17 protein-coding genes are annotated in these 18,600 nt (G+C 47.4%); 13 read left to right on the top strand and 4 right to left on the bottom strand.

The window, feature by feature from the left end; genetic code table 11:
• Positions 1 to 146: 146 nt before the first annotated feature.
• From NYE50_RS15555 to NYE50_RS15530, 6 genes are all read left to right on the top strand, one after another.
• Complete coding sequence (locus NYE50_RS15555; protein WP_003152428.1) at positions 147 to 1,358, top strand: argininosuccinate synthase; 1,212 nt, start codon at positions 147 to 149, stop codon at positions 1,356 to 1,358.
• Positions 1,355 to 2,731, top strand: a complete 1,377-nt coding sequence (gene argH / locus NYE50_RS15550; protein ID WP_159354465.1) for an argininosuccinate lyase — start codon at positions 1,355 to 1,357, stop codon at positions 2,729 to 2,731. The genes NYE50_RS15555 and argH overlap by 4 nt, the downstream gene beginning before the upstream one ends.
• Before the next feature lie 73 nt (positions 2,732 to 2,804).
• On the top strand, positions 2,805 to 2,933 hold the full coding sequence (locus NYE50_RS15545) for a hypothetical protein (protein ID WP_007408056.1): 129 nt from the start codon (positions 2,805 to 2,807) through the stop codon (positions 2,931 to 2,933).
• 136 nt (positions 2,934 to 3,069) lie between these two features.
• The gene (locus tag NYE50_RS15540; RefSeq protein WP_095272590.1) at positions 3,070 to 3,837 is read left to right on the top strand and encodes an SDR family oxidoreductase; all 768 of its coding nucleotides are present in this window, start codon (positions 3,070 to 3,072) and stop codon (positions 3,835 to 3,837) included.
• Between the two features lie 60 nt (positions 3,838 to 3,897).
• On the top strand, positions 3,898 to 4,584 hold the full coding sequence (locus NYE50_RS15535) for a metal-dependent hydrolase (protein ID WP_151296228.1): 687 nt from the start codon (positions 3,898 to 3,900) through the stop codon (positions 4,582 to 4,584).
• Positions 4,585 to 4,722: 138 nt separating this feature from the next.
• A complete protein-coding gene (locus tag NYE50_RS15530; RefSeq protein WP_007408058.1) occupies positions 4,723 to 6,039 on the top strand; it encodes a CBS domain-containing protein in 1,317 nt (438 codons plus the stop codon).
• A gap of 28 nt (positions 6,040 to 6,067) precedes the next feature.
• Here NYE50_RS15530 and NYE50_RS15525 read toward each other — a convergent pair whose 3' ends face one another.
• Positions 6,068 to 6,370: a YtpI family protein gene (locus tag NYE50_RS15525; RefSeq protein WP_014418625.1), complete on the bottom strand. Its 303-nt coding sequence runs from the start codon at positions 6,368 to 6,370 to the stop codon at positions 6,068 to 6,070.
• A 116-nt stretch (positions 6,371 to 6,486) separates the two neighbouring features.
• Between NYE50_RS15525 and NYE50_RS15520 the strand changes: the two genes are divergently transcribed.
• Positions 6,487 to 7,428 (top strand): DHH family phosphoesterase, encoded by a 942-nt coding sequence (locus tag NYE50_RS15520; RefSeq protein WP_014418624.1) that lies wholly within the window; start codon positions 6,487 to 6,489, stop codon positions 7,426 to 7,428.
• 17 nt (positions 7,429 to 7,445) lie between these two features.
• On the opposite strand, the gene NYE50_RS15515 is transcribed toward NYE50_RS15520, so the two are convergent.
• From NYE50_RS15515 to NYE50_RS15505, 3 genes are all read right to left on the bottom strand, one after another.
• Entirely contained in the window at positions 7,446 to 7,637 is a 192-nt protein-coding gene (locus NYE50_RS15515; RefSeq protein WP_017418354.1) for a hypothetical protein, read from the bottom strand.
• Between the two features lie 105 nt (positions 7,638 to 7,742).
• The gene (gene ytrI, locus NYE50_RS15510) at positions 7,743 to 8,246 is read right to left on the bottom strand and encodes a sporulation membrane protein YtrI (RefSeq protein ID WP_007408062.1); all 504 of its coding nucleotides are present in this window, start codon (positions 8,244 to 8,246) and stop codon (positions 7,743 to 7,745) included.
• Positions 8,243 to 8,584 (bottom strand): YtrH family sporulation protein, encoded by a 342-nt coding sequence (locus NYE50_RS15505; protein WP_017418353.1) that lies wholly within the window; start codon positions 8,582 to 8,584, stop codon positions 8,243 to 8,245. The genes ytrI and NYE50_RS15505 overlap by 4 nt, the downstream gene beginning before the upstream one ends.
• 142 nt (positions 8,585 to 8,726) lie before the next feature.
• On the opposite strand from NYE50_RS15505, the gene dnaE reads away from it, so the two are divergent.
• The 6 genes from dnaE to pyk all read left to right on the top strand — a co-directional run bounded on the left by dnaE (position 8,727) and on the right by pyk (position 18,548).
• On the top strand, positions 8,727 to 12,065 hold the full coding sequence (gene dnaE / locus NYE50_RS15500) for a DNA polymerase III subunit alpha (RefSeq protein WP_224988345.1): 3,339 nt from the start codon (positions 8,727 to 8,729) through the stop codon (positions 12,063 to 12,065).
• A 139-nt stretch (positions 12,066 to 12,204) separates the two neighbouring features.
• Positions 12,205 to 13,437: an NAD(P)-dependent malic enzyme gene (locus NYE50_RS15495; RefSeq protein WP_044801570.1), complete on the top strand. Its 1,233-nt coding sequence runs from the start codon at positions 12,205 to 12,207 to the stop codon at positions 13,435 to 13,437.
• A gap of 328 nt (positions 13,438 to 13,765) precedes the next feature.
• On the top strand, positions 13,766 to 14,638 hold the full coding sequence (gene accD, locus NYE50_RS15490) for an acetyl-CoA carboxylase, carboxyltransferase subunit beta (RefSeq protein WP_224988347.1): 873 nt from the start codon (positions 13,766 to 13,768) through the stop codon (positions 14,636 to 14,638).
• Complete coding sequence (gene accA / locus NYE50_RS15485; protein WP_224988349.1) at positions 14,623 to 15,600, top strand: acetyl-CoA carboxylase carboxyl transferase subunit alpha; 978 nt, start codon at positions 14,623 to 14,625, stop codon at positions 15,598 to 15,600. The genes accD and accA overlap by 16 nt, the downstream gene beginning before the upstream one ends.
• Positions 15,601 to 15,791: 191 nt before the next feature.
• Complete coding sequence (gene pfkA, locus NYE50_RS15480; protein WP_007408068.1) at positions 15,792 to 16,751, top strand: 6-phosphofructokinase; 960 nt, start codon at positions 15,792 to 15,794, stop codon at positions 16,749 to 16,751.
• A gap of 39 nt (positions 16,752 to 16,790) precedes the next feature.
• Positions 16,791 to 18,548 (top strand): pyruvate kinase, encoded by a 1,758-nt coding sequence (gene pyk, locus NYE50_RS15475; RefSeq protein WP_224988351.1) that lies wholly within the window; start codon positions 16,791 to 16,793, stop codon positions 18,546 to 18,548.
• The last annotated feature ends 52 nt before the right edge of the window (positions 18,549 to 18,600 follow it).

Genomic DNA, 18,600 nt, shown 5'->3' with positions numbered 1-18,600 from the left:
TAAAAAGGCTCTGCTCCGCTCAAAAAATTGGGTGGGGTTTTTTTTATAAAAGGCTTGAAAAAACAGAATTTACTTGTTACAGTGTATACATACAAAGTGCATTTTTATTAATTAAAACTAATTTTTATACAAAGGGAGCTTTTAACATGGCAGAACAAAAAAAGGTTGTATTGGCATACTCAGGAGGTCTTGATACTTCTGTAGCGATAAAATGGCTGCAAGAACAGGGATACGATGTTGTTGCCTGCTGCTTAGATGTAGGGGAAGGAAAGGATTTGGCATTCGTTCAGCAAAAAGCGCTGGAAGTAGGCGCCGTAAATTCCTATGTGATTGATGCGAAAGAAGAATTCGCACGGGAGTACGCGCTTATTTCTATGCAGGCCCATACAATGTATGAAGGCAAGTATCCGCTCGTATCTGCATTATCCCGTCCGTTAATCGCGAAAAAACTCGTTGAAGTCGCGGAAAAGGAAAACGCGGTGGCCGTAGCGCACGGCTGCACGGGAAAAGGCAACGATCAGGTTCGTTTCGAAGTATCCATCAAATCATTAAATCCTGATCTGGAGGTCATTGCTCCGGTCCGTGAGTGGCAATGGTCGCGTGAAGAAGAAATTGAATATGCCGCAAGCCGGGGCATTCCGATTCCGATCAATCTTGACAGCCCTTATTCCATCGATCAGAACCTATGGGGACGCGCCAATGAATGCGGTATATTAGAAGACCCGTGGGCGGCGCCGCCTGAAGGGGCATATGACCTGACAGCATCTCTTGAAAACACGCCGGACGTTCCGGAAATCATCGAAATCGCATTTGAAGCCGGTGTTCCGGTTTCAATCGACGGCGTAACCTACCCGCTCGCTGATTTAATTCTCAAGCTGAACGAGACTGCCGGAAAACACGGCATCGGCCGGATTGACCATGTGGAAAACCGCCTGGTCGGCATTAAGTCCCGTGAAGTTTATGAGTGCCCGGGCGCGATGACTTTGATTACGGCTCACAAAGAGCTTGAGGATCTGACTTTAGTGAAAGAAGTGGCCCATTTCAAACCGGCAATTGAACAAAAACTGTCTGAAATCATCTATAACGGTTTATGGTTCTCGCCGTTAAAAGACGCGCTGCTTGCATTCTTGAAAGAAACTCAAAAACACGTCACCGGCGTCGTGCGCGTCAAGCTGTTTAAAGGCCATGCCATTGTAGAAGGACGTAAGTCGGAATATTCACTCTACGATGAAAAACTTGCGACATATACAAAAGACGATGCGTTTGACCATCACGCGGCAATCGGTTTCATTGAGCTTTGGGGGCTGCCGACAAAAGTAAACAGCATTGTGAAAAAGAAGGAGCAGATTGAAGCATGAAGAAGCTTTGGGGAGGCCGTTTTCAAAAAACACCGGAAAAGTGGGTCGATGAGTTCGGCGCATCCATCACATTCGACCAAAACTTAGTCAAAGAGGATATTACAGGGTCTCTCGCTCATGTGGCAATGCTGAAAAAATGCGGCATTCTGACGGAAGAAGAAGAAGGCGCCATCCGACAGGGGCTGCAGATCCTCCTGCAAAAAGCAGAGGAAGGGACGCTTGAATTCTCTGTTGATTATGAAGATATCCATTTGAATATTGAAAAAATGCTGATCGAAGAAATCGGACCGCTAGGCGGCAAGCTCCATACCGGCAGAAGCCGGAATGACCAGGTGGCGACCGACATGCATTTGTATTTGAAAGATCATGTCTCACATATCATCGTACTGATTGAACAGTTCCAAAAAGCGCTGATCGAAAAAGCGGAGGCCAATGTCGAGACCATTCTGCCGGGGTACACCCATTTACAGCGGGCTCAGCCGATTTCTTTCGCCCACCATCTGCTTGCTTATTTTTGGATGCTTGAACGGGATAAAGAGCGTTTTCGCGATGCTATGAAGCGGATTAACATATCGCCGCTCGGATGCGGGGCGCTTGCCGGAACTACGTTTCCGATAGACCGTAACTATTCGGCGGATCTGCTCGGTTTTGACTCCATTTATGAGAACAGTCTTGACGGAGTCAGTGACAGAGATTTTATTCTCGAGTTTTTAAGCGGCAGCAGCATGCTGATGATGCACCTTTCACGTTTATCAGAAGAAATCATTCTATGGTGCTCGCAGGAATTCAGATTCATTGAACTGGATGATACGTATGCGACGGGAAGCAGCATGATGCCGCAGAAGAAAAACCCCGACATGGCGGAGCTGATCCGCGGTAAAACCGGACGCGTATACGGTGATATGATGGGGCTTTTCACGATTATGAAAGGGCTCCCGCTCGCTTACAACAAAGACCTGCAGGAAGATAAAGAAGGCATGTTTGACACGGTGAAAACCGTTGAAGGAAGCCTTCAGATTTTCACGGGCATGATTGAAACGATGAAAGTAAACAAAGACATCATGAAACAAGCGACAAAACAAGATTTTTCAAATGCGACGGAACTTGCCGATTATTTAGCTAAAAAAGGCATGCCGTTCAGAGAAGCGCATGAAGTGGTCGGCAAGCTTGTGTACAGCTGCATTGAAAAAGGAATCTATTTAAGTGATATGGCATTTGAAGAATTCCTTCAAGCCAGCAGTCTCTTTGAAGAAGATATCTATACCGTGCTCGATCCGCATCATGCGGTTGAAAAAAGAATGAGCGCCGGCGGAACGGGTTTTCAGCAGGTAGAACAGGCGCTCGTAAAAGCAAAAGCCTGCGCCGGCATTTAATTTGCTGAAATTTCCTTCATATTTTCCCGTTATATCAGACACCCTACATCTATAAAGATGGGAGGCAGAAGGAATGCGCAAAGAACAAGACCGTTACATCTATGATGAAAAAGAAAGTGAAGAAACGGCCAGGCTCATCTCAGAGGCATACGAAAGCGGTTATGTCGGCATGGAGGAAGCCTCTGCTCCTTCAGAAAATTAAGCTGTCTGTAAAGACGGCTTTTTTTTCGTGCGACGAAGTGCAAAAAAGTGATATTGCCGTTTGTTTATAGTAAAGTAGAGGGAGAAACGTCTTGATTTTATTGAAGCGGCAACGTTGCCTGGGGAGGGTATTCAATGTGCGACATGCTCTAATCACTGCCGGTACAAAGGGATTGGGCCGAAAAGTGACTGAAATGCTTCTGGAAAAAGGCTTTTCTGTCACAGTGAATTACAGACAAGACGAAGAAGCGGTCGCCTGTCTGAAGGCGGATTATCCCGGGTGCCATGACAGATTGCAATTCGTTAAGGGCGATGTAACCCGGAAAGAAGATCTCATTCGGATCGCCGATGCAGCCCTTCAGCGGTTTGGAAGGATTGACATACTGATTAACAATGCCGGGCCGTACATATTTGAGCGCAAAAAGCTAGCCGATTACTCCGATGACGAATGGTATGACATGCTTGAAGGGAATTTAAGCGCCGTTTTCCATCTGTTTAAAGCGGTTATCCCGGTCATGAGACAGCAGCGGTTCGGCCGGATTATTACATACGGTTTTCAAGGAGCGGACCATGCCCCCGGCTGGCTTCACCGTTCCGCTTTCGGAGCGGCTAAAGTCGGATTGGCTTCGTTAACGAAAACCATTGCGATTGAAGAAGCCGAATCAGGCATTACGGCCAATATGGTCTGCCCGGGTGATATTGTAGGAGATATGAAAGAAGCGTCTATAGAGGAAGCAAGACGGAAAATCGGCAAAGAAAAGACGCCGATCGGCAGGTCCGGAACCGGAGAGGATATTGCGAGAATCATCGCCTTTTTATGTGAGGAAGATTCCGATCTTGTAACCGGAACGGTCATTGAAGCAACAGGCGGGCTGAATGTGATTAACAGGCATCAATCCCTGTAAGTTTTTTCGTTTGTCAAAAAGGGAACTTGATAAATATTAATTTTTTATGAGGTGAAAACGATGAAAGTGACTTATCACGGACATTCTGTCATTCAAGTGGAAACGAAAACCCATAACATTATTTTTGATCCGTTTCTGACCGGAAACAGTCTGACAAATTTGAAACCGGAAGAAGTGAAAGCGGATGTCATCCTGCTTACTCACGGACACAATGACCATGTCGGAGATACAGAGCAGATCGCCAAACAAAACGATGCGCTCGTCATTGCGCCGAACGAGCTTGCCGTTTATCTCGGCTTTAAAGGTTTAAACGTCCACCCGATGCATATCGGCGGGGCGCGCCAATTTGATTTCGGCAAAGTGAAACTGACACAGGCATTCCACGGATCGGCGGTCACTGATGAAGAAAACAAAACCATTACGTACACGGGGATGCCTGCCGGGATTTTATTGACGATTGACGGCAAAACGATTTTCCACGCCGGAGACACGGCGCTGTTCTCAGATATGAAACTGATCGGGGAACTGAATCACATTGACCTGGCGTTTCTGCCGATCGGTGATAACTTCACCATGGGCCCTGAAGATGCAAAACTCGCGGCTGAATGGCTGAGAGCGAAACAGGTCGTTCCCGTTCATTACAATACATTTCCTGTCATTGAACAGGACCCTGACGCTTTCGCCGAAAGTCTGCCCGGAGGCGTCGGCAAAGTCATGGCGGCCGGCGAGACCATTGAGCTTGCCTGACATATGTGTCAAAGACCTTCTGAATCAAGCATTCAGAAGGTCTTTTTGTGATGCCGCCTTTTTTCGGGCGTCTCATTGCGAATGAATCCCCCGTACCCTTATAATAAAAGCAGAAGACTGTCCTTAGAGGTGAAACGCTTGGCAACAAAGCATGAACAAATCCTATCATACATAGATTCGCTTCCTGTCGGTGAAAAAATTTCGGTCAGAAGAATTGCGAAAGAAATGAAAGTCAGTGAAGGAACGGCTTACAGAGCCATTAAGGAAGCCGAAAACAAAGGATTCGTTTCCACTATTGAACGTGTGGGGACCATCCGGATTGAACAGAAGAAAAAAGAAAATATTGAAAAGCTGACATACGCCGAGGTCGTCAATGTGATAGACGGCCAGGTGCTCGGCGGAAAAGCCGGTCTGCATAAAACGTTGAATAAGTTTGTGATCGGCGCGATGGAGCTTGACGCGATGATGCGTTACACGGCGGCGGGGAACCTGTTAATCGTCGGGAACCGAATCAACGCCCACCGCCAGGCGCTTGAAGCGGGCGCGGCTGTTTTGGTAACAGGAGGGTTTAACACCGACGACAGCATTATCGAGCTGGCTGATATGCTTGAGCTTCCGATTCTCTCCACGAGCTACGATACCTTTACGGTAGCCGCGATGATCAACCGGGCGATCTATGATCAGCTCATAAAAAAAGAGATTGTGCTCGTGGAAGACATTTTGACGCCCGCAGATCGGACAGTGACGCTGTCCCCTAAGGATAAGCTGGAGAAATGGTACGAAAAGAACTATGAAACCGGACACGGCCGCTTCCCGGTTATCGATCAGCAGATGAAAATCCACGGAATCCTCACATCGAAAGATATCGCGGGGCATGACCGGTCAGTTCCGATTGAAAAAGTAATGACCAAAAACCCTGTCACGGTGATCGGGAAAACATCTGTCGCCTCAGCGGCTCAAATGATGGTTTGGGAAGGAATTGAAGTGCTTCCGGTGACAGACGGGCATCACAAACTGATCGGAATGATCAGCCGCCAGGATGTCTTAAAAGCGCTTCAAATGGTTCAAAAGCAGCCTCAGGTCGGTGAAAAGCTGGATGATATTGTTTCAAGGGGATTTAAAGAAGAGGAAGATGACAAAACGCCGGCCGTTTATCAATATGAAGTCACGCCGCAAATGACCAATCAGCTCGGCACGATTTCTTACGGGGTGTTTACGACGATTTTAACCCAGGCCGCCAGCCGATTTTTACGCTCCCGCAAACGCGGCGAGCTGGTCATTGAAAGCATTACGATTTTCTTCCTGAAGCCCGTACAGATGGAGTCGGTCATTGAAGTGAAACCGCGCATTTTAGAGGCGGGCCGGAAATTCGGGAAAATGGAAGTGGAAGTGTCAAGCCAAAGCGGCATCGTTTCAAAAGCGATGCTCATGGTGCAGCTGATGGAGAGAAGTTAAGGGACGCACCCGGGTCCCTTTGCATTAATTATGCGTGGTCCCTCTCCGCTTCCTTTGCATGGATGGGCTCATAATGCTTATAGGCTCTATACCCGGCCCATGCGCTGCCTGCTCCGATTAAAATGAAGACGCCGCCGATGACCAGGGTCAGGACGGAGTGAAACAGAATCATTTGGTTTACTCCATACAAAAGCACCAGCGCGCCTAATGCCATACTTGATTTAGCCGAAAAACATTCCTTCTCCAGCGCCCGTTTCGTCTGGATTCCTTTTACTTTGTAATACACGTAAAAGCAGGCAGAAAGCCCGATGAGAAAAACAAAAACCAGCATAAATGAAATCCTCCATTATATGAGTTTGCAAAACCGTTTATACCGTTGCTGAAAGATTTTCCTTTTCCATGGATAAAGAGTATGATTAAATGAATAAAAACGAAAAGGAGAAAACGATGAAATCCGAACTGATCAGAACCATATCATTATATGACACCATTATCTTACATAGACATGTGAGGCCTGACCCGGACGCCTACGGTTCACAGTGCGGCCTTACGGAAATCCTGCGGGAAACGTATCCCGAAAAAAATATTTTTGCCGTCGGACAGCCTGAGCCGTCCTTGTCTTTTTTATATTCCCTCGATGAGGTGGATGACGAAACCTATAAAGATGCTCTTGTCATCGTGTGCGACACCGCAAACCAAGGCAGGGTCGACGATCAGCGCTACCATTCCGGCGCAAAGCTCATGAAAATAGACCACCATCCAAATGAAGATCCGTATGGCGATCTGTTATGGGTCGATACGAATGCAAGCTCCGTAAGCGAAATGATCTATGAGCTGTACCTGGAAGGAAAGCAGCACGGCTGGAAACTGAATACGAAAGCAGCTGAGCTGATCTACGCGGGTATCGTCGGTGATACGGGGCGCTTCTTATTCCCGAACACCACAAAAAAGACATTAAAATACGCGGGAGAGCTCATTGAGTTCCCATTTTCATCGTCAGAGCTGTTCAATCAATTGTATGAAACAAAATTAAATGTGGTGAAGCTTAACGGCTTTATTTATCAAAATGTGTCACTGTCTGAAAACGGCGTCGCTTCCGTTTTCATTAAAAAAGACATTTTGGAGACATATGGAACCACCGCTTCTGAAGCGTCGCAGCTTGTCGGAACACTCGGAAATATTTCGGGTATCCGCGCTTGGGTGTTTTTCGTAGAAGAAGACGATCAAATCAGAGTCCGGTTCCGTTCAAAAGGTCCGGTCATCAACGGAATTGCCCGGAAATACAATGGCGGCGGACATCCGCTTGCGGCCGGCGCATCCATCTTCAGCTGGGATGAAACCGATCAGATTCTTGCTGATCTGGAAGAGATATGTAACGAACACAAGTAGAGGGGAGACCCTCTTTCTTAGTGTTCATCTGTCACGGGGATGAACCAGCAGCCGAATTCAGTCAGGTCTTCGTAGACGCGGAGATTACAGATTTGGAGTTCTTTTTTTATGAGGGAAGCGAGTGTGTTTGTTTCTGCATATGCGGAATAGCCTTGTCTGATTCGGGCTGCATGATCTTTTGCCAAGCGTCGTTCACTAAAAACCTCCATTTTCCCTTCCTCCCTTCAGAATCATTGAAAATGTCTCATCTACAGTTTATAAAAAAGCGGAGAAAAAAGCGACAGATCTATGGAAAATTTTTAAAAATGACATAATTACGTCGCAAAAGAAATATGAATTTCGACAGACAATCTCGTATAAATCGTCAGTTCCTTTACTTCAGCTTTAAATTCCTTCTCATTTATGGTGTATATTTTGTTTTCGATCGTCCGTTTTAAAAGCTCCTTTGTTTTATACACGCTTTCAATATCCTTTGTGATGACTTCAGAAATATTATCTTTCACTTGTTCCTCAAATTTCATCTTGTCAGGCTGGGCGATTCTGTATTTTTCCCCATTGATCAGCTTCACATCAACACTTTGGATGAGCAGCCTTTGCTTATTATCCTCATTTAATTTATGAAGATCTTTCTGATAGATGGAGATTTGGTTTTTTAAATCCCGCGCGTGCTCCCGCTGCTTTTCAATTAACGTCACCTGTTCTTCCTGAAACGTTCCGTATGTAAACAGAAAGAACAGCCAGCTGACGATGGCTCCGCACATCATTCCCGCAAAAAAACGCTGCCATCCCGGTTTTTTATAATACTCGGGAATTCTCATGATGACATATTCTCCTGGGTCAGCCATGAAATAATCAGCCAGCCGGTCTGCGCGCCGCCCATTGCTGAAATAATTAAAAGAAGCTGTTTGAAGATGTCGCGCGTGTTGCCTTCCCACAGCCCCCGCTCGAAACTGTATACCGCGTCAAATGTTCCCCCGATGGCCGCGACAAGCGCCCAGATCTTCAGCCTGTTCGCCAATTTTGTGATCGCCGTCAGCGGAGGCTCGCCTGATAAATAAGCTCCGAGGCCGCCGATCAGCGCGCCGCCGAGCAACACACCGAGGGCGATAAAATAACTGCTGATGAAATTCGCCATAAATCCGGCTTCTTGATCCATATATACACCACCTCACTTTTCTATCATATTGAGCGAAACGGACAAGTATGATGATGAGTCAAAAAAGAACATTTGTTTCTTAAGAAAACCCGTCTTATAATGTAGAAAGGCAAAATGAACGTATGGGAAAGGAGTGGCGGCATTGTCTTTTGTTCACCTGCAAGTACATAGCGGCTACAGTCTGTTAAACAGCGCCGCTTCTGTAAAAGAGCTTGTTGCACAAGCGAAGGAACTCGGATATTCATCATTGGCGCTGACGGACGAAAATGTGATGTACGGCGCCATTGAGTTTTATAAAGCATGCAAATCAAACGGAATTAAGCCGATTATCGGTCTGACGGCTTCTATATACACGGACGATACGGAGCTTGAAGCACACCCGCTCATTCTTTTAGCGGAGACAAACACCGGTTATCAGAACCTGGTGAAAATCTCAAGTGCGCTGCAATCCATGGCAAAGGGCGGCATGAAGCGAAAATGGATGAAGAGCTATCATGAGGGGCTGATCGCCATTACGCCCGGTGAAAACGGGTACATTGAAAGCCTGCTTCAAGCCGGGAAGTTTGAAGAAGCGGTCCGGGCTGCCGAAGGATTCCGGGAGCTGTTCGGAGACGGCCGTTTTTATTTAGGGTACCAGCCGTTTAAAGGACATAAGACGTTATCAGAAGAGATTCTCCGCCTGTCAGCCGAGACGGAAATCGCTGTCTGCGCTGCGGGGGATGTCCGTTATATCAAGAAAGAAGATCAAGATGCGTACCGCTGTCTGTGCGCTATTAAAGCCGGAGAGAAATGGGAGGATCAGAGCGGGAATCTGCCGGACTTATACTTGAGGACGCCTGAAGAAATGGCAGAGCTTTACACGAGGCATCCGGAAGCGATTGAAGCAGCCGCGCGTATCGCCCGGCAATGCCGGGTCGATGTCAGCCTCGGACAGACACAGCTTCCGTCTTTTCCGGCGCCGGACGGCAAATCAGCCGATGACTATTTGGCGGAGATCTGTCATGAGGGGCTGCGCCTCCGTTTCGGCACTCCTGATGAGCGCGCTGTCCGCCGGCTTGAATATGAGCTGGACGTCATCAGGCGCATGAAATTCAGTGATTATTTTCTCATCGTATGGGACTTTATGAAGTATGCGCATGAAAAGGGCATTGTGACAGGTCCGGGAAGAGGGTCCGCGGCAGGCTCGCTTGTCGCTTACTCCCTTTTCATTACCGACGTGGATCCGCTTAAACATTCTCTGCTGTTTGAGAGGTTTCTTAATCCCGAGCGGATCAGCATGCCGGATATTGATATCGATTTCCCTGATACGAGAAGGGATGAGGTCATTCAGTATGTACAAAATAAGTACGGGGCCATGCACGTCGCCCAGATTATCACCTTCGGGACATTGGCCGCCAAGGCGGCGTTAAGGGATACCGGGAGAGTGTTCGGAATCAGCCCGAAAGAAGCCGACCAGCTTGCCCGCCTGATTCCGTCAAAACCGGGAATGACGCTTGAGGAGGCGAGGCGGCAGTCCGCTCAGCTGAACAGGCGGCTGTCCGAATCCGCCGTTCTTCATAAAGTGTTTCAGATCGCAAGGAAAATTGAAGGTCTTCCGCGGCACACGTCAACACACGCGGCGGGGGTCGTTCTCAGTAAAGAGCCGCTTTCTGAAGTTGTCCCTCTTCAAGAAGGGCATGACGGCGTATATTTAACGCAGTATGCGATGGATCATCTGGAAGATCTCGGTCTTTTAAAAATGGACTTTTTAGGTTTGCGCAACCTGACGCTTATTGAATCCATTAAAACGATGATTGAAAAAGAGACGAATACGAAAATTGATTTTTCCGAGATTTCTTATCAGGATGAAAAAACATTCTCGCTATTGTCAAACGGTGATACGACGGGTATTTTCCAGCTGGAATCATCAGGAATGAGAAACGTGCTGAAGCGCCTGAAGCCGTCAAGACTGGAAGACATTGTCGCGGTTAACGCGCTTTACAGGCCGGGACCGATGGAAAATATTCCGTTATTTATCGATCGGAAGCACGGACGGGCGCGTGTGGAAGTGCCGCACGAGGACATAAGAAATATTCTCAGTGACACTTACGGCGTCATCGTCTATCAAGAACAGATAATGATGATCGCCTCGCGCATGGCAGGGTTTTCATTAGGTGAAGCGGATCTGCTCAGACGGGCTGTCAGCAAAAAGCAAAAGGACATTCTGGACAGAGAGCGAAGCCATTTTGTTGAAGGGTGCTTAAAAAAGGAGTATTCTGTAGTCACTGCAAACGAGGTCTACGATCTGATTGTAAAATTCGCTAACTACGGATTCAACAGAAGCCATGCTGTCGCATACAGCATGATCGGCTATCAGCTCGCCTATTTAAAGGCGCATTATCCGTTATATTTTATGTGCGGGCTGTTGACGAGCGTCATCGGCAATGAGGACAAAATATCGCAATATCTGCATGAAGCGAAGGGGAGCGGGATTCAAGTCCTTCCGCCGTCAATAAACAAAAGCGGTTTTCCGTTTGCGCCGGAAAACGGAGCCGTCAGATACAGTTTGCGGGCCGTTAAAAACGTAGGCGTCTCGGCAGTGAAAGATATTTATAAAGCAAGAACACATAAACCGTTCGAGGATCTTTTCGATTTCTGCTTTCGCGTACCTGCAAAAAGCGTGAATCGGAAAACCATCGAAGCCCTTATATTTTCTGGCGCCATGGACGAATTCAATCAAAATCGCGCCGCCTTGCTGGCTTCCGTTGATGTGGCTTTAGAGCACGCTGAACTTTTTCGTGCAGGTGATGACCAAATGGGATTGTTTTTGGAAGAATCGTTCTCCATTAAGCCAAAATATGTAGAGGCTGAGGAATTTCCGCTCGTGGACAAGCTTCGGTTCGAAAAAGAAGCTCTCGGTGTTTATTTCTCAAGCCATCCTTTGTCTGCTTTCAGGGATCTCCTGAAAAAACGGGGGGCCCAAGCGATCACAGCAGCGCGGCAGATGCCGAAGGGGCAGCTGTCAATCGGCGCTTTGCTCGCGGGCATCAAAACGATTCGGACAAAGACAGGTCAGCATATGGCGTTTCTCACATTAAGCGATGAAACGGGAGAAATGGAAGCCGTCGTGTTTCCTGACCAATATAGAAGGCTGTCTCCGCTGTTAGAAGAAGGCGCGCTTTTATTCGCCGCCGGGAAAATGGAAGAGCGTCAGGAGAAGACACAATTCATCATGTCATCCGCCTCTCTTCTTGAGCAGACGGAGGCAGACAGAGCGCCGTCTGTTTACATCAAAATCGAAGGCAGCCGGCACAATCAGGAGTTTTTGGAAAAGATGAAGCGTATTTTACTGGAGCATAAAGGGGAAACCGGCGTTTATCTTTATTATGAAAAAGACAAGCAGACGATCAGGCTGCCGGATACTTTTCATATTCAGGCGGACCATCAGGCGTTATACCGTTTAAAAGAGCTGCTGGGCCGCGAAAACGTCGTGTTAAAATAGTGGTAACAATAATCGTTTTGTTATACAATCGAAACAATTGTGCTATCTTATTTAAAGATTCTGAAATTTTTCATCTCCAGCGATTGTACCAGTCTATGCGGCAGAATATGTAACAAAGTACTTAAAAGGAGTGTTTAGAATGTCATTAAGAGAAGAAGCGTTACATTTACACAAAGTAAATCAAGGAAAGCTGGAATCAAAAGCAAAGGTAGAAGTCAGAAACGCGGACGACTTAAGCCTTGCCTACTCTCCCGGAGTAGCTGAGCCTTGTAAAGAGATTTATGACGATAAAAATAAAGTATATGATTATACAATGAAGGGGAACATGGTAGCAGTCGTAACAGACGGATCAGCCGTTCTCGGTCTCGGTAATATCGGGCCTGAAGCTTCACTTCCGGTCATGGAAGGGAAAGCGGTGCTGTTCAAAAGTTTCGCGGGCGTGGATGCATTCCCGATCGCGCTTGACACAAACGATGTGGACAAAATCGTTGACACTGTGAAGCTGCTTGCACCGACATTCGGCGGTGTCAACCTTGAAGATATTGCGGCGCCGAACTGCTTCATTATCGAAGAGCGCCTGAAAAAAGAAACAAACATTCCGGTTTTCCACGATGATCAGCACGGCACTGCCATCGTAACCGTTGCCGGACTTGTAAACGCGCTGAAATTATCAGGAAAATCCATGTCATCCATTAAAGTTGTGGCAAACGGAGCGGGAGCGGCAGGCATCGCGATCATCAAGCTTCTTTACCATTTCGGCGTACGCGACATCGTAATGTGCGACTCTAAAGGGGCGATTTACGAAGGGCGTCCGGCCGGCATGAACGCAGTGAAAAACGAAGTGGCGAAGTTTACAAACCAAGACCGCAACGACGGTTCGCTGCAGGATGTCATTAAAGATGCAGACGTCTTTATCGGCGTATCAGTCGAAGGCGCGTTGACGAAAGAAATGGTGGAAAGCATGGCGAAAGATCCGATTATCTTCGCAATGGCCAACCCGAATCCGGAAATCATGCCTGAAGACGCGCGCGCAGCCGGCGCAAGCGTAATCGGAACAGGCCGTTCTGATTTCCCGAACCAGGTCAACAACGTTCTGGCATTCCCTGGAATTTTCCGCGGGGCGCTTGACGTTCGCGCGACTCACATCAACGAAGAAATGAAAATTGCTGCGGTTGAAGCGATTGCTTCCCTCGTTTCAGAGGAAGAATTAAGCGCTGATTATGTCATCCCGGCTCCATTTGACAAACGTGTGGCTCCTGCCGTTGCGAAAGCTGTTGCGAAAGCAGCGATGGAAACGGGCGTCGCCAGAATTACGGTCGATCCTGAGGAAGTGGCTGAAAAAACAAGACAGCTCACAGTCATCGGCGAATAATAACACAAAAATGAAATGGCAGCGCGTTGGAAAAAAACAACGCGCTGCTGTTCAATATACGGACTGCTGGCATTTTTTTAAGGGCAGGTCTTAAAAAAATTTCAGCAGAATCCTTATTTCTTTTGAAAACGCTGACAGATAAGGCTGAACAACGCTTTTTACGGTATGAAATCCGTCCGTTTCCGTCTGTTTTGCAGCAAAAAATGTCGAATGGAGGATGACACCGTTTGACAAAAAAAGTACAATAGTTTCGGTAAAGTTATTATTAAGTCTATCTAATCGGAAGACATGCAGTGAAGAGAACCCTTCACAAAAGGGAGGTAATCATTTGTTAAAGGATATATTCACAAAAAAGAAAAAATATGCTTCCGTGCCGTCTGAGCAGGCAAAACATGATGTTCCGGAAGGCATTATGACAAAGTGCCCCAAATGTAAAAAAATCATGCTCACAAAAGAGTTAGATAAAAACCTGCGCGTCTGCATGAACTGCGGGCACCATTTCCCGATGAATGCAAAGCAGCGCATTGAAAGCCTCCTGGATGAAGATTCATTCGAAGAATTCAACCAGGGAATGATATCTGAAAACCCGCTCGGTTTCCCGGGATACTTAGAAAAAATCGAAAAAGACCGTGAGAAAACATCGCTGAATGAAGCGGTGGTTACCGGAAAAGGAACCATCAGCGGATTCCCGGCCGTGATCGCGATCATGGATTCAACATTCCGAATGGGCAGCATGGGTTCGGTTGTCGGCGAAAAAATCACGCTTGCAATTGAAAAAGCAAAAGAGGAAAAAGTCCCGTTTATCATCTTTACCGCTTCCGGCGGCGCACGTATGCAGGAGGGGGTCTTAAGCCTTATGCAAATGGCCAAGACAAGTTCTGCATTAAAACTGTTCAGTGAGGAACAGGGACTGATTCTTTCTGTCATGACCCATCCGACGACAGGCGGCGTATCGGCCAGTTTCGCGTCTCTCGGTGATTATAATTTCGCTGAACCGGGCGCCTTGATCGGATTTGCCGGAAGACGTATTATTGAACAGACGATCGGGGAAAAACTGCCGGAAGATTTCCAGACGGCGGAATTTTTATTAAAGCACGGCCAGCTTGATGCGGTGATTCACCGAAACGACATGAAAGACAAACTCGCATTTCTGCTGGACATGCACCAAACAGGAGGTGAGCATGAGTGGCTGCAAGATTAGAATTTGAAAAACCAGTGATTGAACTGCAGACGAAAATCGCCGAACTGAAAAAATTCACCCAAGATTCGGAGATGGATTTAAGCGCTGAAATCGCAAGGCTTGAAGACCGGCTCAGCAAGCTCCAGGATGAGATTTATAAAAACCTGAAGCCGTGGGACAGAGTGCAGATCGCACGCCTTCCCGACCGGCCGACGACGCTTGATTACATTCAATACCTGTTTACCGACTTTTTTGAGTGCCACGGAGACAGAACATACGGAGATGATGCTGCGATTGTCGGCGGAGTCGCCAAATATCACGGCATGCCGGTCACCGTCATCGGTCATCAGCGCGGAAAAGACACGAAAGAAAACCTCGTCCGCAATTTCGGAATGCCTCACCCTGAGGGCTACCGCAAAGCGCTTCGTCTCATGAAGCAGGCGGATAAGTTCAACCGCCCGATTATCTGCTTCATCGACACGAAGGGAGCGTACCCGGGTAAAGCGGCGGAGGAACGGGGACAAAGTGAAGCCATCGCCAAGAACCTGTTCGAGATGGCCGGCCTGACAGTGCCTGTCGTTTGTATCGTCATCGGGGAAGGCGGCAGCGGAGGCGCGCTTGCTTTAGGTGTGGGCAACCGCATGCTGATGCTTGAGAACTCGACGTATTCCGTTATTTCTCCTGAAGGAGCCGCGTCCATTTTGTGGAAAGACTCCAGCCTTGCGAAAAAAGCGGCCGAAACCATGAAGATTACTGCGCCCGATTTATTAGAATTAGGAATTATTGATGATATGATTAAAGAAGTGAAGGGCGGAGCTCACCATGATATCAAGCAGCAGGCGGGCTACATTGACGGTATTCTTAAAGAAACGTTAAAATCTCTTTTTCAAATGAACGCCGAAGAATTGATCTCACAGCGCTATGAAAAATATAAAGCAATCGGGAAAGTTTCGGTTGAAGATCAATATATCGGGGTAAACTGAATAGACGTGAAGCCTATGGCTCACGTTTATTTTTTGTGATTTTTGTGATATTCCTTAAATTTTATTTAAAAACAATTTATTTAATTGTATAATAGGTAAGGTTTCATGGGAGCTCAGGCGTCCCTTTTCATTGTTTTAGGGCAATGATCATGATATGTTTAACATATATATGTTGCTGAGGTGAATAGGAAATGAAGCGTATAGGAGTTTTAACGAGCGGCGGGGATTCCCCGGGTATGAACGCTGCGGTGCGCGCGGTTGTGCGGAAAGCTATCTACCACGACGTCGAAGTGTACGGAATTTATAACGGTTATTCAGGATTAATCAGCGGAAAAATAGAGAAACTGGAGCTGGGTTCGGTCGGTGACATCATCCACCGCGGCGGAACAAAGCTGTACACGGCCAGATGTCCTGAATTCAAAACAGTTGAAGGCCGTGAAAAAGGAATCGAAAATTTAAAGAAACTCGGCATTGAAGGTCTTGTCGTCATCGGCGGAGACGGTTCATACATGGGTGCGAAAAAATTAACGGAACACGGGTTTCCGTGTGTGGGTGTACCGGGTACGATAGATAATGACATCCCGGGAACTGATTTTACGATCGGATTTGATACGGCGCTAAATACCGTAATTGATGCGATTGATAAAATCCGTGACACCGCTACGTCTCATGAGCGTACATACGTTATTGAAGTGATGGGGCGCCATGCGGGCGACATTGCTTTATGGGCAGGTCTTGCGGGCGGAGCGGAATCAATTTTAATTCCTGAAGCGGACTACGATATGCAGGAAATTATCGGCCGTTTGAAGAGAGGGCACGACCGCGGCAAAAAACACAGTATCATCATCGTTGCAGAAGGGGTAGGCAGCGGGGTTGAATTCGGAAAACGCATCGAAGAAGAAACGAACCTTGAAACACGGGTATCCGTTTTAGGGCACATCCAGCGCGGCGGATCTCCAAGCGCTTCTGACCGGGTTCTTGCAAGCCGCCTCGGCGCTTACGCGGTTGAGCTTCTGCTTAAAGGAAAAGGCGGACGCTGCGTAGGTATACAAAACAACAAGCTTGTAGACCATGATATTATAGAAATTTTAGAATCAAAACATACTGTTGAACCAAACATGTATCAGCTTTCAAAAGAACTGTCTATTTAAGGCGGAAGAAGCTGAAGATTTCAGAAGGAAGTGAACGAGTTGAAAAAAACAAAAATCGTTTGTACAATCGGTCCGGCCAGTGAAAGTGTAGAAATGCTGACAAAATTGATGGAAGCGGGTATGAACGTTGCTCGTCTGAATTTTTCACACGGTGATTTCGAAGAGCACGGCGCAAGAATCAAAAACATCAGAGAAGCAAGCAAAAAGCTCGGCAAAAACGTGGGGATTCTCCTCGATACGAAAGGTCCGGAAATCCGCACGCACGATATGGAAAACGGCGCGCTTGAGCTTCAGGCGGGAAATGAAATTATCGTTTCTACGAAACAGGTGCTGGGAACGCTTGAAAAATTCTCAGTTTCTTATGAAGGCCTGGCAGACGACGTGTCAGCAGGGTCTATCATCCTGTTGGATGACGGTTTAATCGGATTGGAAGTGCTGGAATCAAATCCGGAAAAACACGAAATCAAAACAAAAATCTTAAACAGCGGCACGCTGAAAAATAAAAAAGGCGTAAACGTTCCCGGCGTCAGCGTCAACCTTCCCGGAATTACTGAAAAAGACGCCAAAGACATCGTATTCGGTATCGAGCAAGGCGTTGATTTCATCGCTGCGTCATTTGTACGCCGTTCTACGGATGTCCTGGAAATCCGCGAACTGCTTGAAGAGCATAACGCGTCTGACATTCAAATCATTCCTAAGATCGAGAACCAGGAAGGCGTGGACAACCTGGATGCGATCCTGGAAGTATCTGACGGCTTAATGGTAGCGCGCGGAGACCTCGGCGTAGAGATTCCGGCCGAAGAAGTGCCGCTCGTGCAAAAAGAAATGATCAAAAAATGCAACGCGCTCGGCAAACCGGTTATTACTGCGACACAAATGCTTGACAGCATGCAGCGCAACCCTCGTCCGACACGCGCTGAAGCAAGTGACGTTGCCAACGCCATTTTCGACGGCACAGACGCTATCATGCTTTCCGGTGAGACGGCTGCGGGACAATATCCTGTCGAGGCGGTTCAAACAATGTTTAACATCGCCACACGCACGGAAGAATCTCTGAACTACAAAGAAATTCTGTCTAAACGCAGAGATCAGGTCGGCATGACGATTACCGATGCGATCGGCCAATCAGTTGCGCACACGGCGATCAATCTGAGTGCGGCAGCTATCGTTACGCCTACAGAAAGCGGCCATACGGCGCGTATGATCGCGAAATACCGTCCGCAGGCTCCGATTGTAGCCGTTACGGTTAATGAGTCTGTGTCACGCAAACTCGGCCTTGTATTCGGTGTATTCCCGTCAAGCGGCCAAAACGCGAATTCAACCGATGAAATGCTTGAAGACGCGGTTCAAAAATCACTTGACAGCGGCATCGTGAAACGCGGTGATCTGATTGTCATTACAGCAGGTTCTGTCGGTGAATCAGGCACGACGAATCTGATGAAAGTCCACACTGTCGGCAGCATTATCGCAAAAGGGCAAGGCATCGGACGCAAATCTGCATTCGGTTCGGTCGTTGTTGCAAAAAATGCGAAAGAAGCTGAACAAAAAATGACAGACGGCGCAGTATTGGTTGCTTCAAGCACTGACCGCGACATGATCGCTTCACTTGAAAAAGCATCAGCGCTCATCACTGAAGAAGGCGGTCTGACAAGCCATGCAGCCGTTGTCGGTTTAAGCTTGGGCATTCCGGTTATCGTCGGTCTTGAGAACGCAACTTCAGTTTTAACAGAAGGACAGGTTATCACAGTTGACGCTGCCCGCGGCGCTGTGTATGAAGGCCGCGCAAGCGTTCTTTAAACAGCTTTAAAAAAGAGAGGGGGGTTCTCCCTTCTCTTTTGTCTTTAGGCTG

The organism is Bacillus sp. EU55, from assembly GCF_038005925.1.
Classification (GTDB): Bacteria; Bacillota; Bacilli; order Bacillales; family Bacillaceae; genus Bacillus; species Bacillus velezensis.
Note: the sequence above shows the minus strand (reverse complement) of the source record. Positions and strands in the feature narration are given on the sequence as shown.

Excerpts from the sequence above, each read along its gene's own strand:
- NYE50_RS15555 (WP_003152428.1), top strand. The coding sequence starts at position 147 with ATGGCAGAACAAAAAAAGGTTGTATTGGCATACTCAGGAGGTCTTGAT.
- argH (WP_159354465.1), top strand. The coding sequence starts at position 1,355 with ATGAAGAAGCTTTGGGGAGGCCGTTTTCAAAAAACACCGGAAAAGTGG.
- NYE50_RS15545 (WP_007408056.1), top strand. The coding sequence starts at position 2,805 with ATGCGCAAAGAACAAGACCGTTACATCTATGATGAAAAAGAAAGTGAA.
- NYE50_RS15535 (WP_151296228.1), top strand. The coding sequence starts at position 3,898 with ATGAAAGTGACTTATCACGGACATTCTGTCATTCAAGTGGAAACGAAA.
- NYE50_RS15525 (WP_014418625.1), bottom strand. The coding sequence starts at position 6,370 with ATGCTGGTTTTTGTTTTTCTCATCGGGCTTTCTGCCTGCTTTTACGTG.
- NYE50_RS15520 (WP_014418624.1), top strand. The coding sequence starts at position 6,487 with ATGAAATCCGAACTGATCAGAACCATATCATTATATGACACCATTATC.
- NYE50_RS15515 (WP_017418354.1), bottom strand. The coding sequence starts at position 7,637 with ATGGAGGTTTTTAGTGAACGACGCTTGGCAAAAGATCATGCAGCCCGA.
- ytrI (WP_007408062.1), bottom strand. The coding sequence starts at position 8,246 with ATGAGAATTCCCGAGTATTATAAAAAACCGGGATGGCAGCGTTTTTTT.
- NYE50_RS15505 (WP_017418353.1), bottom strand. The coding sequence starts at position 8,584 with ATGGATCAAGAAGCCGGATTTATGGCGAATTTCATCAGCAGTTATTTT.
- NYE50_RS15495 (WP_044801570.1), top strand. The coding sequence starts at position 12,205 with ATGTCATTAAGAGAAGAAGCGTTACATTTACACAAAGTAAATCAAGGA.
- pfkA (WP_007408068.1), top strand. The coding sequence starts at position 15,792 with ATGAAGCGTATAGGAGTTTTAACGAGCGGCGGGGATTCCCCGGGTATG.